The following is a 16,612-nucleotide window of genomic DNA, read 5'->3' on the forward strand; positions in this document are numbered from 1 at the left end:
AAATTCATTTTATTCGTTCGGTATTTCAGCTTGAAACTTAAAACTTAAAACCTGAAACAAAAAAATTAAACCATATCTTCAGGTCTAACCCAGGCGTCAAAATCTTCAGAGGATACATAGCCTAAACGAACAGCTTCTTCTTTAAGTGTTGTTCCGTTTTTGTGAGCCGTTTGAGCAATTTCCGCTGCTTTGTAATAACCAATTTTTGTATTTAGTGCTGTTACAAGCATAAGAGAATTGTCTACTAATTCTTTAATTCGTTTATAATTTGGTTCAATTCCCTGTGCGCAATGTTCATCAAATGAAACGCAGGCATCTCCAAGTAAACGAGCTGATTGCAGGAAGTTGGCAGCCATAACTGGTTTAAAAACGTTTAATTCGTAATGTCCCTGCATTCCACCAACTGCAATTGCCATATCATTTCCAATTACTTGAGCGCAAACCATTGTTAAAGCTTCACATTGTGTTGGATTTACTTTTCCAGGCATGATAGAAGATCCAGGTTCGTTTTCTGGAATATGAATTTCGCCAATTCCAGAACGTGGTCCAGAAGCCAACATTCTCACATCATTTGCAATTTTGTTTAAAGAAACAGCTAATTGTTTTAGTGCACCATGTGTTTCAACAATTGCATCGTGTGCGGCCAAAGCTTCAAATTTATTTTCGGCAGTTATAAAAGGGTGGTTTGTGAATTTTGCAATATATGAAGCAACTTTTACATCATAACCTTTTGGAGTGTTTAATCCTGTTCCAACTGCTGTTCCGCCCAAAGCGATTTCTGATAAATGTGCTAAAGTGTTTTTTAGCGCTTTTAGTCCAAACGCAAGTTGAGCTGCATAACCTGAAATTTCCTGACCGAGTGTAAGCGGAGTGGCGTCCATTAAATGTGTACGGCCAATTTTTACAACATTTTTGAATTCAAAAGCTTTTTTGGTCAGTGTAGCATGCAGTTTTTCAACTCCGGGAATTGTAGTTTCTACTACCATCTTGTAAGCGGCGATATGCATTCCAGTTGGGAAAGTATCATTTGATGACTGTGATTTATTAACGTCATCATTTGCTTTGATAAATTGTTCGCCTTCGCCAATTTCAAAGCCTTTTAGAACTTGTGCGCGATTTGCAATTACTTCGTTTACATTCATGTTGCTTTGAGTACCAGAACCTGTCTGCCAAATGACTAATGGAAACTGATCGTCTAATTTTCCTTCCAGAATTTCATCGCAGACGGCGGCAATAGCATCTCTTTTTTCGATTGCTAAAACACCTAAATCATAATTCGCATAAGCGGCCGCTTTTTTTAGATAAGCAAATCCTTCGATGATTTCTTTAGGCATCGATCCTGAATTTCCAATTTTAAAATTATTTCGAGAACGTTCTGTTTGTGCACCCCAATATTTATCGGCTGGGACTTGAACTTCGCCCATGGTATCTTTTTCTATTCTGTATTTCATTTTGTTGTAAATATGTTGTTTGTAAAATGTATTCGGTTAATGTGAAATGTAAAAGGTGTTGCTTTTTTGTTTGAAAAATGAGTTTCTTTTGAAAATGATTGCTCTAGCCCTGATGGAAGCGACATCCTTTTGTGGCGGTGTTCGACACAAAAGATACAGCATACAGCAGGTTTCAGCTCCTAGAAATACTCATGTTGTTCTACTTTAGAGAGTTGAATAACATTCTTGAAAAAAAGCTTATTTAAAATGAATATAAATATACGTATAAATGTTATTTCATGAAAATTGATTTAGATTTTATTGCCAAGGAAGAATTTATAACCTACATTTGTCGTAACATTCAAAAATTCCGGAAAACATGTTTGAATTTTCACAGTACTTAGGCTTTTTACTTTTCTTAACCGTACTAACTATAGGGTTTTGGTTAATGTTTTTCTTAGTTGGTTTCGTATCTTATTGGGTTACGGGAGCAAGCTGGGAAATGTTCAAAGAAAAAAGAGCCAAAAAAAGACAAGAAGAACAATCAATTTAATATTAGATTGATTTCATAAAAAAGAACCCTTTGGGTTCTTTTTTTTTGTGCCCCAAAAAAAAAAGGAAATTCCAATGCTTTGAGTTTATAATTTTATCAAAGTTTTAAACTTTAGGAAAGTTGGACAGCTAAATGAAAGACTGAAAATAAAAAAATCCAAATTCCAACTTAAAGTTGGAATTTGGATTTTTTAGTATTGGAGTTTAATATAGCTTATCCAGGGAAATCGCCGCCGCCGTCACCACCGCCGTCATTTCTTGGTGCTTTTTCTCTATCATTTTTAGGTTTGTTAAAACGATAAGTAAATGATAAATTGAATTGGCGTTTACGAAATTGCATTTCGCCATATGATCTCTGACTTTCAAGAGTGGTATCATTTTGAAGGTAAGTGTACGATCTCATGATTCTTGAATTGAAGATATCGCTGATGTTGAAAGCAATTGTTGCTTTATCTTTCATAACATCTTTGCTTAAAGCAGTATTCATTCCAAATTGACCTAAGTTTTTACCTTGAGCTGTTTTTTGTTCGCCATTGTAAGTAGCATTCAATTGCCAGTCAATTTTGTATGGTAAAGTCAGTTTAGAGTTGATTCTTGCAAACCAAGAATTAGCTTGATTGTCAAGATTTTGCACTACTGTATTGCCATTAGTGTCAACATAAGTATTTTCTCCTGTTGTTTTTACGTTGTAAAGATTGAAGTTACTGTTTACTCTCCACCATTTAAATGGAGTATAATTCAAGGTAAACTCAAAACCAAATTTTTGCTCTTTTCCTAAGTTTATAGGTCTGCTTAAAATAACAGGAATTCCATTTACTTCTTCGCCGTTTGGAGTTCTAACAAAGCTGAATACATCTTTAGTGTCTTCAAAATAAGCTGAAGTATTAAAAGTTACTTTGTCCCAGCGCTTGATATAACCAATGTCATATTTGTCTGTTAATGATGGATCTAAATCAGGATTTCCTTGAAAAATATTTACATTACTTGAGTAGTTAACAGCTGGATTCATAAAACGGCCTCTAGGTCTTGTTAAACGCTTGCTGTAACTTGCTGTAAAGTTGCTTTGATCTGAAATTTCATAACTGATAAAAGCACTTGGAAACAAGTTGTTGTACTTTTTAGTATTGAAATCGTTATTGTCTAATAAGTTTACTTGAATATTAGTGTCTTCCCAACGTAAACCAAATAAATACGAAAATTTATTTACTTTAAAGCCGTATTGGGTATAAAGAGCATTAATATTCTCTTTGTATTCTAAAGTGTTGGATAAGTTTGGATCTTTTGCTCCTGAATCATCTGTAACGAAGTATTCATTATTTAAATCACCAAAACTTCCTTTATATCCCGCTTCAAACTGACCACCTTTGCCTAAAGGTAATACATAATCTGCTTGTAATTGAACTTGTTTTTGTACTTGATCGTTTAGCGTTGTATTATAGTTTGGCGAAGCGGTAATAATACTGCTGTTATTATCTGTGTTTCTTGAAATCGATAAATCAGCAGTAAGTTTGTGTCCTTTATCGTTGAAATTTTTAATCAAATTCGAAGTGTATTCTATATTTTGACTATTGGTTTCTCCGTTATTTAAACGAAAAGAATTACCTGTAGGATTACTATTTGAGTCAAAATTACTGTAATTGATTAAATCTCTGGTGTCGCCAGAATTTTTTTGGTAATTGATAGCATTTGTCCAGAAAGCATTTGGCGCAACAGTCCATTCGATTCCAGCTCTTCCGTTAAATCCGTCAGATTCTCTTTTGGTATCACGATCTTCATCTAAGAAACCTTTTGGTGTACCATCAGCATTATAGTAAGAGGTGTTGGTTAAACCACCTCCCTCATTAGTTCTGTGGTTATAGCCTAGAGTAGTAAAGTAGTTTAGTTTTTCTGTTTTATAATTTAGATTTCCTGTTAATCCATAGGCCTCAGGAAGTCCGCCAGAAGCAATAAAAGTTCCGTTAAAACCTTGGTTTTTACCTTTTTTAAGAACAATATTGATGATTCCTGAGCCGCCTTCAGCATCGTAACGTGCTGATGGATTTGTGATAACTTCAACTTTATCAATTGCATCTGCAGGAAGCTGGCGTAAAGCTTCGGCAACATTAATGGCTTGAGAAGGTCTTCCGTCAATTAAAATTCTAATATTATCGCTTCCTCTCAAACTTACATTTCCTTCAGTGTCAACAGAAACTGATGGTACATTGTCTAAAACGTCACTAACAGTTCCGCCTTTTACAATCATATCTTGACCAACATTGTAAACCTTTTTGTCCAGCTTAATTTCTACTGTTGATTTTTCTGCACGAACAACAACTTCATTTAATTGAGCTGCATCTTCGGATAAATTTACAACTCCTAAATTAGTATCCCCTTGAATGCTTTTTTGTTTTAATTCGGTTGATTTAAACGAAATAAATTCAATTTTAATATCATAAGTTCCAGGTGCAACAGCTACATCAAATTCACCTTTAGGATTAGTGATTCCACCAGCAATAACTTTAGTATCGTTTGGAGCAGTTATTGAAATTGTTGCATATTCCAATGGTTGTTTGCTTACTTTTTCTAAAACTTTCCCAGTAACTTTTACCTTGTTTTTTGCAGGCGGTCCCTGCTGTGCATAGTTGTAAAAACTTGTAAAAAGTAATACAAGAATTACAGCGAATTTGATTTTCTTCATTTTTTTTTGGTTTCTTTGATTCTTTAGACCGCAAATGTAGCTTTTGGTTTAAAGTGTAAGATCATAAAAAAATGTTAATTTGGTATTTAGTATTAATCTAAAAAAGAAGCTACTTTATCTAAATCTCTCCCAATAATTGCTTTTCCATCTTTTATAACAATTGGACGTTCAATTAGAATTGGGTTATCAGTCATTGCTTGAATAATTTCATCATTAGTCAATGTCTTTTCTTTGTAGTTTTCTATCCAAATTTTTTCTTTGGTTCTAATCAATTCATTAGGCTGAAGGTTTAATTTTTCAATAAGTTCTTTTAATTCACTAAAGCTTGGTGTTTCAGTTAAATATGGAATTATTTCATATTCTTGATTTGTCTGGTCAATAAAAGCAAGGCAGTTTCTTGATTTTCCGCAGCGTGGATTGTGATAAATTTGTATCATTTTGTTATATTTAAAGTGTGCTGAAATAGGTTCTCTAAAAAAAGCGGTATTTTAGCAATAACAAAAATAGGATTTACTATTTAAATAGAATTCTCATTTTAAAAATTTTAAATATATGTTTTTAGAGCAAGGTGTTAAACCTGAAAATAAATTTTGGAAGTATCTTTTAGGATCGGTTTTTATTATAACAGCTTCATTTGTTGGGCAGGTGCCTTTTACAATTGCAGTTTTTTGGAAAAGTTTCTCCGATAAAACTGGTTTTCCAACCGATAATGATGCGGCATTAAAAATATTTGAACCAAATCTTACTCTGTTCTTAATAATGATTTCGTTTGTTTTTGCTCTAGCAGGTGTTTATTTTGTTGTAAAATACATACATCATCAAACCATGTTGTCAGTTACAACAGGGAGAAAAAAAGTCGATTGGAGTCGTATTTTGTTCTCTTTTATTTTATGGTCGTTTTTTTCTATTGCAAGTTTTTCTGTCTTGTATTTTCAAGCGCCTGAAAAATTTGTGTGGAATTTTAAGCTGATTCCGTTTTTGATTTTAGTAGTTATAGGCAGTATTTTAATTCCTATTCAAACAAGTACAGAAGAATATGTTTTTAGAGGTTATTTAATGCAGGGCTTCGCTAATTTAGCACAGAATAAGTGGTTTCCGCTTATGATGACTTCACTAATATTCGGGTTTATGCATATTTTAAATCCTGAGGTTACAAAAATGGGATACATTATAATGGTGTATTATATAGGAACGGGTCTGTTTCTAGGAATTATAACATTAATGGATGACGGAATGGAACTGGCTTTAGGTTTTCATGCCGCTAATAATCTTGTAGGAGCTTTATTGGTTACCGCAGATTGGACTGTTTTTCAGACGCATTCTGTTTTTATTGATTTATCAGAACCTTCGGCGGGTTTTGATGTCATTTTTCCAGTTGTAGTGGTGTATCCGATATTGCTTTTTATCTATAGTAAAAAATACAATTGGACCAATTGGAAAGAGAAATTAACAGGTAAAATTAATCTAACAGAATTATCAAATTAAATACAATCATGCAAAACTTAACACATAAAAATGTACACAATTATTTTAAATTAGATGGCTATCATTTGAATGCAGCCGATTTGTGTCAAATTGGATATAGTTTTATCAAAGAAGGCGATGCATACGAGCGATCTATTGGTGAATTTTTTCTGGATTGGTTTGATCATAAGGATTATATCGAAATGACTACTTCGGGAACAACAGGTCTTCCTAAGTTAGTTAGGCTTGAGAAACAAGCAATGATCCAATCGGCATTGGCAACAGGAGATTTCTTTGGTTTAAAACCGGGAGATAAAGCACTGCTTTGTTTACCAACTCAGTTTATTGCAGGAAAAATGATGCTGGTTAGAAGTTTAATATTAGGTTTAGAACTTGATGTTGTTGTACCAAGTACAGAGCCTTTGGCTTATAATAATAAGCAGTATGACTTTGTAGCAATGGTGCCTTTGCAGGTTCAAAATTCAATTGAAAAATTAAAAAACATTAAAAAGTTAATTATTGGAGGAGCAAAAATTGACAGTTCGCTTGAGGAAAAATTACTGCCTTTAAAAACGGAGATTTATGAAACTTACGGAATGACGGAAACCATAACGCATATTGCTGCCAAAAGAGTAGGGGAAAGTGTTTTTTCAATTTTGCCAAATGTAAAGATTGAAAAAGATGATCGCGGTTGTTTGGTTATTTATGTCTCTTCGATTTCTGATGAGCCTATTGTCACTAATGATTTAGTAGATTTAGTAAATGAGAATCAGTTTAGCTTTTTAGGAAGATTTGATAATGTAATTAACAGCGGCGGAGTAAAGCTTATTCCTGAGCAGATTGAAGCGAAGTTAACGGGAAAAATTAACAGTCGTTTTTTTGTAACGGGTGTGCCGGATACGACTTTAGGTGAAAAACTAATTTTAGTGATTGAAGGCGAAAAACAAGATTTTGGACCAGATTTTTTTGATGTTTTAGGGAAATTCGAAAAGCCAAAAGAAATTGTTTTTGTTCCGAAATTTAAAGAAAATGAAAACGGAAAACTGCTGCGTAAACCTAGTTTACAATCTTAAAAAAGCCAAATAAAAAAATCCCAAATTCCAAGTTTGAAAATTGGAATTTGGGATTTATCCTGATAGCTATCGGGATAGAATTTAATCTTATTTCTTTCTTTCTAAAAGTGCCATATAAAATCCGTCAAAACCAGATTCTGAAGCCAATAATTTACGATCTTCTACAAAAGTAAATTGCTGTCCGATTTCGGTTTTTAAGAACTTTTGTACTTGTTCTTGATTCTCAGATGGTAAAACAGAACAAGTTGCGTAAACCAATTTTCCGCCTGGTTTTACAATTTTAGAATAGCTTTCTAAAACTTCACTCTGAACTTTACGAATATTGTCGATAAACTCAGGTTGTAATTTCCATTTAGAATCAGGGTTTCTTTTTAAAACGCCTAATCCGCTGCAAGGCGCATCAATTAATACACGATCTGCTTTTTCATGCAGTTTTTTGATCACTTTTGTAGAGTCAATGATACGGTATTCAATATTAAAAGCACCATTTCTTTTTGCTCTTAATTTTAGTTGCTTTAGTTTGCTTTCATACAAATCCATTGCAATCAGTTGTCCTTTATTTTCCATTAAAGAGGCAATGTGTAATGTTTTTCCACCTGCTCCAGCGCAAGTGTCTACAACACGCATTCCAGGTTTTACATCTAGAAAACCGGCAACTAATTGTGAGTTGGCATCCTGAACTTCAAAAAGCCCTTGTTTAAAAGCATCTGTCAAGAATACATTTGCTCTTTCTTTTAAAACTAAAGCTTCCGGCTGATCTTTTAAATATTCTGTTTCAATATTTAAATCCATCAAAGTGTTTCTTAAGTTTTCTTTGGTACCTTTTAATGTATTGGTTCTCAGGATAACTTTAGCTGGCTGGTTTTGAGCTGTAATTTCTTTTGACCAAATTTTTTCTCCAAGTTCTTTTACGCCCAATTCGTCCATCCAGTCTGGAATAGATTCTTTTAAAGCTCTCACTTTCGAAAGTTCGTCAAAACGTCCTTTTATTTTTCTTTCAGGAGTCCCTTCTAATTGTCTCCAATCTGGGATTGGGTATCCTCTTAAAACAGCCCAAACAGCAAACATTCTCCATAGATTGTCTCTGTCATAAGGTTCTTTAACTTCTGCAATTTCTGCGTATAATCTTTTCCAACGAACAATTTCGTATATCGTTTCAGCAACAAACTTCCTGTCAGAACTTCCCCAACGTTTGTCTTTTTTTAATGCTCTGGCTACCACTTTGTCTGCGTATTCTCCTTCATTGAAAATTGCATTTAAAGAATCGATGGTAGTATAAACTAAATTTCTGTGTAATCTCATTTCTAATATTTGAGTTGCAAAGGTACTATTAATTGATTGAAAGTTAAATTTTTAATACTGAATCTTATTTCTGATTCTCATTAAAAGAAAAAACACTCTTAATTAGAGTGTTTTTTTGAAATATTTTGAACGTTTTTTATTCTTTAGGAACAATACGCGTTAATCCAATGTTTTCTGGAGCATGAAGCACCATTGGGAATTTCTCTACTTTAACAGAACTGCTGTCTAAACCAAAAGCTCTTTCTTCAGACAAACTTAGTTTCTTGATGAAGAAATACGAGTTCATGATGATGTTCTCGTGCCATCTTAAGTCATTATCATTAGATAAAAATTTCTCAGATAATACAAATTTAAAGTCTCCAATAATATTGTTTTTGTTCAATGATTCGTAACGACTTGTGATATCGACTTCACCGCGTTTTACCATATCTCGAATTACTTCTCTAAACATTAAATTGATTTTTGTAGGTTCTCTAAATCCTAAATTAAAATCGATTCTGTAAATGTCGTCTTTAGCAATTTCTGTAACCTTATATTGTGTTTTATAAGGTTCAGTAAGAATGTTTACGTGAACAAACCAATAAATATCGGCTCTTTTTGGACGTTTTTGTAAGATCGAATAAATTACTTTTTCCTCTAATTCGTCAACACGATTTGCATTAGTCATGTATACTAAGTGCGTAGCATATTTAGGAATAGAAAGGTCTTCGCTCAACTCGGTTAATACCTTTTTGTAATCGTCAATTTTGACAACTTTTGTATAGTTCTTGTTGATTTTTTTAGCAAGATACCAAATCGTCATTATAGAAATAAGTATACTCGCAATGATTAAAGTTACATAACCTCCCTCGGCAAATTTTGTAATGTTTGCGATAAGGAAACTGAATTCGATTAATAAGTAAATCGTAATAAGAGGCACCATGAAATACAGTTTTACACGTTTCATGATTAAGTAATAATTCAGCAAAATGGTTGTCATGATCATACATAAAATAATAGCAAGACCATAGGCATGCTCCATGTTTCCTGATTTTTCAAAGTGCAGTACAATACCAACACAACCAAAAAACAATAACCAGTTTATTGACGGAATATATAATTGTCCTTTAACTTCAGTAGGATATTTGATTTTTACTTTTGGCCAGAAATTCAAACGCATTGCTTCATTGATCAAAGTAAATGATCCACTGATAAGTGCTTGAGAAGCAATAACCGCTGCCAAAGTTGCTACAACGATACCAAATGGTAAGAACCAATGCGGCATAATAAGGTAAAACGGATTTCCGTTTTCACCGCCTAATTGTTGTAAAGTACTTCCTTCATGGTGAATAAGATAGGCTGCTTGACCAAAGTAATTTAATACCAAAGTCGTTTTTACAAACATCCAGCTTATTCTAATGTTTTTTCGACCGCAATGTCCCATGTCTGAATACAAAGCTTCAGCTCCTGTCGTACATAAAAATACAAAACCAAGAACAAAGAAACCATCAGGATGAACAGACAATAAGTGATATGCGTAATACGGATTTATAGCTTTAATAACCTCAGGGAAGTGCATAATCTGAATAAATCCTAATGTTCCTAACATCGCAAACCAAATCAGCATCATTGGAGCGAAAAACTTTCCAACTAGTTTAGTTCCAAATTGTTGTATCGTAAATAAGACAAAAAGAATGGCAATTACAATATAAACAATGGTTTGAGTTTCCATTGTTGGGTAGAATGCTCTAATTCCTTCAACCGCTGATGAAATTGAGATTGGCGGTGTAATAATACCATCTGCAAGCAGTGCGCTTCCTCCAATAATCGCGGGCACAATGAGCCATTGTATTTTGGTTTTTTTGACTAAAGCGTATAAGGCAAAAATCCCGCCTTCGCCATGATTGTCGGCACTTAAAGTTATAAGCACATATTTTATAGTGGTTTGTAAAGTCAAAGTCCAAAACACACATGAAATACCGCCTAATACAATGTCGGCATTAATGGTATGGTCGCCAAGAATGGCTTTCATTACATACAATGGAGATGTACCAATATCTCCATAAATAATCCCTAATGTTATCAATAAACCCCCTATAGACAACTTACTATGTAAGTTTTTATGCGATGCGCTCATGTATATTTTTATAAAAGACGGTTGCAAATTTACTGTTTTAAAACAAATTAGCAGCTATTATAAGTAAAAAGATAAAAAAAAGCACAATCCCCAAATTGTGCTTTTAGTTTTAAATAAAAAATAGAAATATTTAAGTTATCCTCTTCGTCCGCCTTCTCTTGAACCAGAACCGCTTTCTCTCTGTGGCTGGCTGCTTCTTGATTCCTGATTTCCTCTTGACGATTCAGAACGCTGTGCGCTTTGAGGTCTTGAGTAAGAGGAGTTGTCAGAACTACCTCTGTTTTGAGAATAGCTTCTTGGTGATTCTGTTCTTTGTACTGGTGCAGCTGATTGATTGACAGTTCTGTTTGTTGAACTTCTGTCAGAATAGCTTCTTGATGATTCAGTTCTTTGTACAGGAACACTTCTTTCAGTACTCATTCTATTGTTTGAACTTGCTCTGCTTTCAGAATAATTTCTTGATGGCTGATTTGATTGTTCAGAAACTCTATTTGTTCTAGTTTCATAAGAAGTTCTTGGAGAGGAAACATTCGAATTGTTTCTGTTATTTTCGGTTCTTACCGGATTTGATACAACTGTTGAATTTTCTCTGTTAGAATTTGTTGAACGATTCGTGTTGTTATAATTTCTATTAGAAGTTGATCTATTATCGTTATAGTTTCTGTTGTTTCCAGAATCGTTGTTGGAAGATACTCTGTTTGTGTTTGATCTGTTTGAATTATAAGTATTTTGAGATCTATTTGATTCTCTGCTTGCAATTCGTCTTTGATCTAAATCGTATCTGTTTCCAGTATTAGCATGTCTTTGTTCAAAACTATAATTAGGTCTGATTTTTTCGTAACCATAAGTACGTCTTGACTCGTAAAGTACTGGAGCTCTATAGCTTCTTCTATAGTTTACGTAGTTGTAGCTATTATTTACATTGATACAAACGTTGATGTTATTTCTATATCTGTAAACAGGATACGGACTCCAGGCAGCATAATAAGTTGGATAATAATTCCAATACCATGATGAATAATAAGGTCTGTAATTGGTAACCCAGAACGAAGAATAAATTACTGGAACGACATTGTAAACGGGCTCATAAATATAGTTTGTACCATATAAGTAAGAGTTTCCTACAATCTGAACGCTAACTTTATTGTAATTGTCTCTTTCTACATCAATAGTAGCTACATCTTGATAAACGTCGCGATCTAATACAGCTTGAATAATTACAACGTGTGTTCTGTTTTCTACAGATTCTATCACACGCAAATAATCTACCTGATCATCGCCATTTAAATCAAGATTTGAAATTTGATATTTAGGGTCATTTAAACGTCTTTCAAAATCTTGAAGATTTGCTGATTCTCCAAACATCGAAGCAACTGCTCTAAGATCTAAGTTGTCGCTAATATCTGAGTTTTTTGCGTAAACAGTAGCTTGGCTTTGTGCTGAACAAGAACCTAAAACTAGTGCTGCGAGCGCTATAAAAAGTAGTTTAGTTTTCATGATAAAATCTATTAAATATTAATATTGGGAGATATCCAATTACTGTGCCACAAATTTATTTATTGCTTAATGTGTTTTTAAGTATTTGTTGTTCAGTTAATTGTGTTTTATTTGATTAGAGATGTGTTTTTGTTTAATGGATATTAGAGGAGCAAAAAGTTGTTTTATAAAAAAGAGAAAACTTATTTGAAATGTTATAATAAATTGTATTTTAGCAACAGCCAAATCTTATTTTTATATGAAAAAACTAGTTTTATTTTGCAGTATTTTTATTTTATTGATGTCATTTAGAACATTTAATTATAAAACCGAAGTTAATTTTAGCAGTGGTTTTACATCAATGACAATAGATACTTTGTTTAAAGATAAAATAAGTATAAGAGCGATCTTAATTGATAAAAATAAAGTTTGGTATGGAGCTGATAATTCTCGTTTTGGCTATTATGATTTAGATAAAAAAGAAAAGTTTGAAGAACATATTTATCGCGATACACTTAAGTTAGAATTTAGAAGCATTGCACAAACTTCAAAAAATGTGTTTCTATTAAGTGTTGCAAATCCAGCATTGCTCTATTCTGTTGATAAAAAAGACAAAAAAGTAAAACTGGTTTACAAAGAGATTAATCCGAAAGTTTTTTACGACAGCATGCAGTTTTGGAATGATAAAGAAGGTATTGCTATTGGAGATCCAACAGAAGATACTTTTTCTATAATTGTTACTCGTGATGGCGGAGAAACTTGGACTAAAATATTATCGGATAAATTACCTACAAATGCAGTTGGAGAAGCCGCTTTTGCCGCAAGTAATACTAATATTGTTATTAAAGGAAATGATACTTGGCTTGTTTCAGGCGGAAAAAAAGCACGTGTTTTTTATTCAGCAGATAAAGCAAAAACATGGAAAGTTGTTGAGACTCCAATTGTGCAGGGAAAAGCGATGACTGGTATTTTTACGGCAGATTTTTATGATTCTAAACACGGCTTTATTGCAGGAGGTGATTATGAGATTCCGAGCAGAAAAGTAGATAATAAGGCTTTTACAAAAGATGGCGGAAAAACTTGGGAATTGATAGGACAGAATATGGGATTTGGATATGCATCATGCGTCCAGTATGTTCCAGGAGGAAATGGAAAAGAAATTATTTGCGTCGGCTCTGAGGGAATACAGTATTCTCAAAATGGAGGTGAAAATTGGACACAATTATCTACAGATACTAAATTTTTTACTGTTCGTTTTATTAATAGAAATACAGCAATAGCTGCAGGGCATAATAAAGTAGTTCGACTTAATTTTAAGTAAAAAACAAGAACCCTAAATAATAAAGTAAGTATTATTATATAGGGTTCTTATCGCTGTTGTATTTTTAAGAAGCTTAATTTTTTCCTGCTTTGTCTCGGTATTGTTTTAATAATTTTCGATTAAAATCATCTTCCGATTTTTTAAGCTTTAATATTTTCTTTGCCGAAAGTATTTTTTTAAGATTTGCTGTGTATTTTTCGCGCAAAAGATACAGTTCTTTATCTGTAGATTCAATTTGAGATAATAACGCAGCTGCTTCTTTTTCTGAAAGAGAACTTAGATTATCATCATCTAGTTTACGCAGGTAAGTTTTCATTTTGTTATGACGCAGTTCATACTGTTTATCGTCATAAGTATTATAAATAGGCCAAAATTTTTCAGCTTCAGTTGAAGTAAGTTCTAATTCAGTTGTTAAAAAAGAAACCTTATATGCTTTGATCTTTTCACGTTTATCATCTGCTTTGTCATTTTGAGCATAAAATGAAAAGCTTACTAAAAACAGAAGGAATGTTAGTATATTTTTAGTTTTCATATTTTAATTTTTTTGTTTTTTATTCAGAAATTAAATTTTCAATATTTGGATTAGAAGATAAAATGTCTTCTAGAGTTTCTTGTTCCAGTGCAACATTTTTATTCAGCTTTTCAATGTCTTTAGTGTCTAATTCTCGAATTAAATCGTATTGATTCAAATTTGATTGATAAGACAAATAGGTTTCTAAAGTTGCTTCATCAAGTTCTTTTGATGTTGCATTATAATTGTTGATAACAGGAATCATTAATGCAATACCTACTACAGCGGCAGCAATAAGGGTAATTGTTTTTTTGCGTTTGTATATCGGAATTACTTTAACTTCTTCTTCGTTTATCTGCTGTAAAACTTTTACCGAAATTGTATCAAAATAATTTTCAGGAGTTTTAAATCCTGATGATATTTTCGGTTCGTTTTCTAGTTTAAATGCTTTCATAATAACAATAAGATAAGTTTTGCTGTAAAAGGTTTAATTTGATGTAACATATATTTCTATTTTTTTTACAGCATGATGATAAGATGCTTTTAGTGCGCCAACCGATGTTCCAAGAATTTCTGAAATTTCTTCGTACTTTAATTCTTCAAAATATTTCATTTTAAAAACCAACTGTTGTTTTTCTGGTAATGTAATTATTGCTCTTTGAAGTTTGATCTGAATTTCATCTCCATCAAAATAAACATCTGATTTTAAATTATCAATTGTTTTATTTTGCAGACTTTCAGAAGTAATACCATTTAGTTTTGCTTTCTGATTTAAAAAAGTCAAAGCTTCATTTGTTGCAATGCGATACATCCAGGAAAAAAGCCTGCTTTCTTCCTTGAAGTTTTTTAGGTACTGAAATACTTTAACGAAAGTGTTTTGTAAAACGTCGTCAGCATCATCATGATTCAAAACAATATTTCGAATATGAGAATACAATGGTTTTTGATAATCAGATAGGAGTTTTTGAAACGCTGTATTTTGCGTTTTAGGATTTAATAATTGTTGTATAAATTCCTTCTCGTCTGTCAAACTTTTTGATTTATCAAACCTTTTATATAATGTTAGAATGAATTTTAAACAAAAGGTTTAATGACCTTTAAAAGTTTAAAATTCTGACTGCTCTTCTTCTTGAGTTTGTGTTGGTGGTGTGGCAGGTTTTGGAGCTGCCGGCTTTGGTGTTGCAGGTTTCGTTGCGGCAGGTTTTGCTGTTTCGGGTCTTACGGTGTCAGCACCTTCTTCTGGTTCAGACGAATAAACTGGTGAGCTGACTGGCGCTGCAGGAACAATTTTAGGAATAATAGGGAAATAGATTTCTGTTAGTAATTTAGATGGGCTTTTTACATCTAATTTACTGATTGATAAAACTTCAAGATGCGACCAGCTTAATTCTGGTTTTATCTTTTGATTATTAATATATGCTGTTGTTTTTGAAATAGCTTCGTTTGTATGCGAATAATCACCTTTTAAAGTTGTTTTTACAGCATCAAAACCATTTAGTTTCCCTGATAAAATATCACTTCCAGAGCTAATTGAGATTTCTTTGTTTATAGGAAGACATATCGAAATTTTTGCCAATCCTGATGCAGTGTCGTAAGTATGATAAATAATAAACGGTTTTCCAGTTGCAGTTAAGCCATTGGTTTCGCTAAACTGAATAAGTTTTGGAATAACAATTCTGGCATTTTTATTTACTTTTTGAATTTCGCTGGTAAAAGTCTGTTTGATATAAGGAGTTTCAGTTTTCTTTACTACTCCATTTACTTCCACAGCATAAGTTTTTGTTTCGTAATCTAAATTCTTGTCAATATTTGCGAGGCTTTTTTCGTAAATTGTTCCAATAACCTTGTCAGAACCGCCATTTAGCGCCGTGTATATTTTAAACAAAAAGCTCATAGTTCCTTTTGCTTTCCAGGTAACTTTTGTTTTACCTGCCAAAGTATCTTTAAAAGTCCAAGTTACATCAGCTTCCGTGCCGTCGTATTTCATTTTTTGTTCAATGCTTTCACCTTCTTTTGTTTTTAGGGTAATTGCATTTCCATTACCTTCATCACCTGACCAATAAAATGATGCTCCATTTCCGCTGGTTTTGTTCGGAAAAGTCATTTTTATTGATGGATCTTCTGTAGACCAAGATTCAAAATCTTCATAGTTTCTAAAATCATTTACATAATTATAGACTGTAGCTTTTGGCGAATTGATGACTTTGCTTCTTTCAACAGAAAAAATCCCTTTTTGGGTAGCAACAAAAACGGTTAGAGCGACTAAACTTAATAATAGTAAAAGAAATAAATATTTTAGAATCTTCATTGATGCAGGTTTTGCGTAAAGTTATAAATTTTATTGCGAGTCCAAACTAATAACAAAAATAAAAGTTGGATTCAATTTTTTTTCCAATTACTGGATTTTATAAAATAACGATTGGGGAAAGGTTAAATTGTGCTTTTCTTGAAAGTTTAAGTTTACTGCTTATCTTTTTAGAAAGACTTTGATGACGAATAAAATCGCAATAAAAAGAAGAAATGCAATAAGGACTTTGTAATTTCCTTTGTAAAAAACTTTATGCAGTGCTAGATCTTTACGGTAAGCAAAAATCATTATGATTACAAATGCGATAAAAAAACAGAGTCCGAAAATTAATTGTCCTTGACTAAACATACTTTAAAAATTATTTTTGACAAATTTAGAGAAT

Annotated in this window: 14 protein-coding genes; 4 read left to right on the forward strand and 10 right to left on the reverse strand. The window is 32.6% G+C overall.

Going from position 1 to position 16,612, the window contains the following annotated elements; translation table 11 throughout:
- Positions 1-65 precede the first annotated feature (65 nt).
- Complete coding sequence (gene fumC, locus ACHRVL_RS12305; protein ID WP_395413141.1) at positions 66-1,451, reverse strand: class II fumarate hydratase; 1,386 nt, start codon at positions 1,449-1,451, stop codon at positions 66-68.
- A gap of 358 nt (positions 1,452-1,809) precedes the next feature.
- Here fumC and ACHRVL_RS12310 point away from each other — a divergent pair, with 358 nt between their 5' ends.
- Positions 1,810-1,983 carry a hypothetical protein gene (locus tag ACHRVL_RS12310; protein WP_089053158.1) on the forward strand — a complete coding sequence of 58 codons (174 nt, stop codon included), beginning with the start codon at positions 1,810-1,812 and terminating at the stop codon, positions 1,981-1,983.
- Positions 1,984-2,196: 213 nt separating this feature from the next.
- Here ACHRVL_RS12310 and ACHRVL_RS12315 read toward each other — a convergent pair whose 3' ends face one another.
- Together ACHRVL_RS12315 and arsC are read right to left on the reverse strand one after the other, a co-directional pair.
- Complete coding sequence (locus ACHRVL_RS12315; protein ID WP_395413143.1) at positions 2,197-4,659, reverse strand: TonB-dependent receptor domain-containing protein; 2,463 nt, start codon at positions 4,657-4,659, stop codon at positions 2,197-2,199.
- A 92-nt stretch (positions 4,660-4,751) separates the two neighbouring features.
- A complete protein-coding gene (gene arsC, locus ACHRVL_RS12320; RefSeq protein ID WP_395413145.1) occupies positions 4,752-5,096 on the reverse strand; it encodes an arsenate reductase (glutaredoxin) in 345 nt (114 codons plus the stop codon).
- A 115-nt stretch (positions 5,097-5,211) separates the two neighbouring features.
- Here arsC and ACHRVL_RS12325 point away from each other — a divergent pair, with 115 nt between their 5' ends.
- Together ACHRVL_RS12325 and ACHRVL_RS12330 are read left to right on the forward strand one after the other, a co-directional pair.
- A complete protein-coding gene (locus ACHRVL_RS12325) occupies positions 5,212-6,144 on the forward strand; it encodes a lysostaphin resistance A-like protein (RefSeq protein ID WP_395413146.1) in 933 nt (310 codons plus the stop codon).
- Positions 6,145-6,152: 8 nt separating this feature from the next.
- Positions 6,153-7,196: an AMP-binding protein gene (locus ACHRVL_RS12330; protein ID WP_395413149.1), complete on the forward strand. Its 1,044-nt coding sequence runs from the start codon at positions 6,153-6,155 to the stop codon at positions 7,194-7,196.
- Between the two features lie 87 nt (positions 7,197-7,283).
- On the opposite strand, the gene ACHRVL_RS12335 is transcribed toward ACHRVL_RS12330, so the two are convergent.
- The 3 genes from ACHRVL_RS12335 to ACHRVL_RS12345 all read right to left on the reverse strand — a co-directional run bounded on the left by ACHRVL_RS12335 (position 7,284) and on the right by ACHRVL_RS12345 (position 12,111).
- Positions 7,284-8,498: an RsmB/NOP family class I SAM-dependent RNA methyltransferase gene (locus ACHRVL_RS12335; protein WP_395413150.1), complete on the reverse strand. Its 1,215-nt coding sequence runs from the start codon at positions 8,496-8,498 to the stop codon at positions 7,284-7,286.
- A gap of 136 nt (positions 8,499-8,634) precedes the next feature.
- Positions 8,635-10,614: a KUP/HAK/KT family potassium transporter gene (locus ACHRVL_RS12340; RefSeq protein ID WP_395413153.1), complete on the reverse strand. Its 1,980-nt coding sequence runs from the start codon at positions 10,612-10,614 to the stop codon at positions 8,635-8,637.
- 135 nt (positions 10,615-10,749) lie between these two features.
- Complete coding sequence (locus ACHRVL_RS12345; RefSeq protein ID WP_395413156.1) at positions 10,750-12,111, reverse strand: hypothetical protein; 1,362 nt, start codon at positions 12,109-12,111, stop codon at positions 10,750-10,752.
- Positions 12,112-12,349: 238 nt separating this feature from the next.
- On the opposite strand from ACHRVL_RS12345, the gene ACHRVL_RS12350 reads away from it, so the two are divergent.
- A complete protein-coding gene (locus tag ACHRVL_RS12350) occupies positions 12,350-13,411 on the forward strand; it encodes an oxidoreductase (protein WP_395413157.1) in 1,062 nt (353 codons plus the stop codon).
- 73 nt (positions 13,412-13,484) lie between these two features.
- Here the strand turns inward: ACHRVL_RS12350 and ACHRVL_RS12355 are convergent, their stop codons facing one another.
- The 4 genes from ACHRVL_RS12355 to ACHRVL_RS12370 form a co-directional block, all read right to left on the reverse strand.
- Entirely contained in the window at positions 13,485-13,943 is a 459-nt protein-coding gene (locus ACHRVL_RS12355; RefSeq protein WP_089053167.1) for a sensor of ECF-type sigma factor, read from the reverse strand.
- A 19-nt stretch (positions 13,944-13,962) separates the two neighbouring features.
- Positions 13,963-14,376 carry a hypothetical protein gene (locus ACHRVL_RS12360; protein WP_395413159.1) on the reverse strand — a complete coding sequence of 138 codons (414 nt, stop codon included), beginning with the start codon at positions 14,374-14,376 and terminating at the stop codon, positions 13,963-13,965.
- A gap of 33 nt (positions 14,377-14,409) precedes the next feature.
- A complete protein-coding gene (locus ACHRVL_RS12365) occupies positions 14,410-14,952 on the reverse strand; it encodes an RNA polymerase sigma factor (RefSeq protein WP_089053169.1) in 543 nt (180 codons plus the stop codon).
- A gap of 75 nt (positions 14,953-15,027) precedes the next feature.
- Positions 15,028-16,230 (reverse strand): transcriptional regulator, encoded by a 1,203-nt coding sequence (locus ACHRVL_RS12370; protein ID WP_395413161.1) that lies wholly within the window; start codon positions 16,228-16,230, stop codon positions 15,028-15,030.
- Positions 16,231-16,612: the final 382 nt, after the last annotated feature.

This window comes from Flavobacterium sp. FlaQc-28, assembly GCF_044007415.1.
Lineage (GTDB): Bacteria > Bacteroidota > Bacteroidia > Flavobacteriales > Flavobacteriaceae > Flavobacterium.

What these genes read in the sequence shown, in the direction of transcription:
- fumC (WP_395413141.1), bottom strand. Translation starts at nt 1,451, where the DNA reads ATGAAATACAGAATAGAAAAAGATACCATGGGCGAAGTTCAAGTCCCA.
- ACHRVL_RS12345 (WP_395413156.1), bottom strand. Translation starts at nt 12,111, where the DNA reads ATGAAAACTAAACTACTTTTTATAGCGCTCGCAGCACTAGTTTTAGGT.
- ACHRVL_RS12340 (WP_395413153.1), bottom strand. Translation starts at nt 10,614, where the DNA reads ATGAGCGCATCGCATAAAAACTTACATAGTAAGTTGTCTATAGGGGGT.
- arsC (WP_395413145.1), bottom strand. Translation starts at nt 5,096, where the DNA reads ATGATACAAATTTATCACAATCCACGCTGCGGAAAATCAAGAAACTGC.
- ACHRVL_RS12355 (WP_089053167.1), bottom strand. Translation starts at nt 13,943, where the DNA reads ATGAAAACTAAAAATATACTAACATTCCTTCTGTTTTTAGTAAGCTTT.
- ACHRVL_RS12370 (WP_395413161.1), bottom strand. Translation starts at nt 16,230, where the DNA reads ATGAAGATTCTAAAATATTTATTTCTTTTACTATTATTAAGTTTAGTC.
- ACHRVL_RS12335 (WP_395413150.1), bottom strand. Translation starts at nt 8,498, where the DNA reads ATGAGATTACACAGAAATTTAGTTTATACTACCATCGATTCTTTAAAT.
- ACHRVL_RS12310 (WP_089053158.1), top strand. Translation starts at nt 1,810, where the DNA reads ATGTTTGAATTTTCACAGTACTTAGGCTTTTTACTTTTCTTAACCGTA.
- ACHRVL_RS12330 (WP_395413149.1), top strand. Translation starts at nt 6,153, where the DNA reads ATGCAAAACTTAACACATAAAAATGTACACAATTATTTTAAATTAGAT.
- ACHRVL_RS12315 (WP_395413143.1), bottom strand. Translation starts at nt 4,659, where the DNA reads ATGAAGAAAATCAAATTCGCTGTAATTCTTGTATTACTTTTTACAAGT.
- ACHRVL_RS12325 (WP_395413146.1), top strand. Translation starts at nt 5,212, where the DNA reads ATGTTTTTAGAGCAAGGTGTTAAACCTGAAAATAAATTTTGGAAGTAT.
- ACHRVL_RS12350 (WP_395413157.1), top strand. Translation starts at nt 12,350, where the DNA reads ATGAAAAAACTAGTTTTATTTTGCAGTATTTTTATTTTATTGATGTCA.
- ACHRVL_RS12360 (WP_395413159.1), bottom strand. Translation starts at nt 14,376, where the DNA reads ATGAAAGCATTTAAACTAGAAAACGAACCGAAAATATCATCAGGATTT.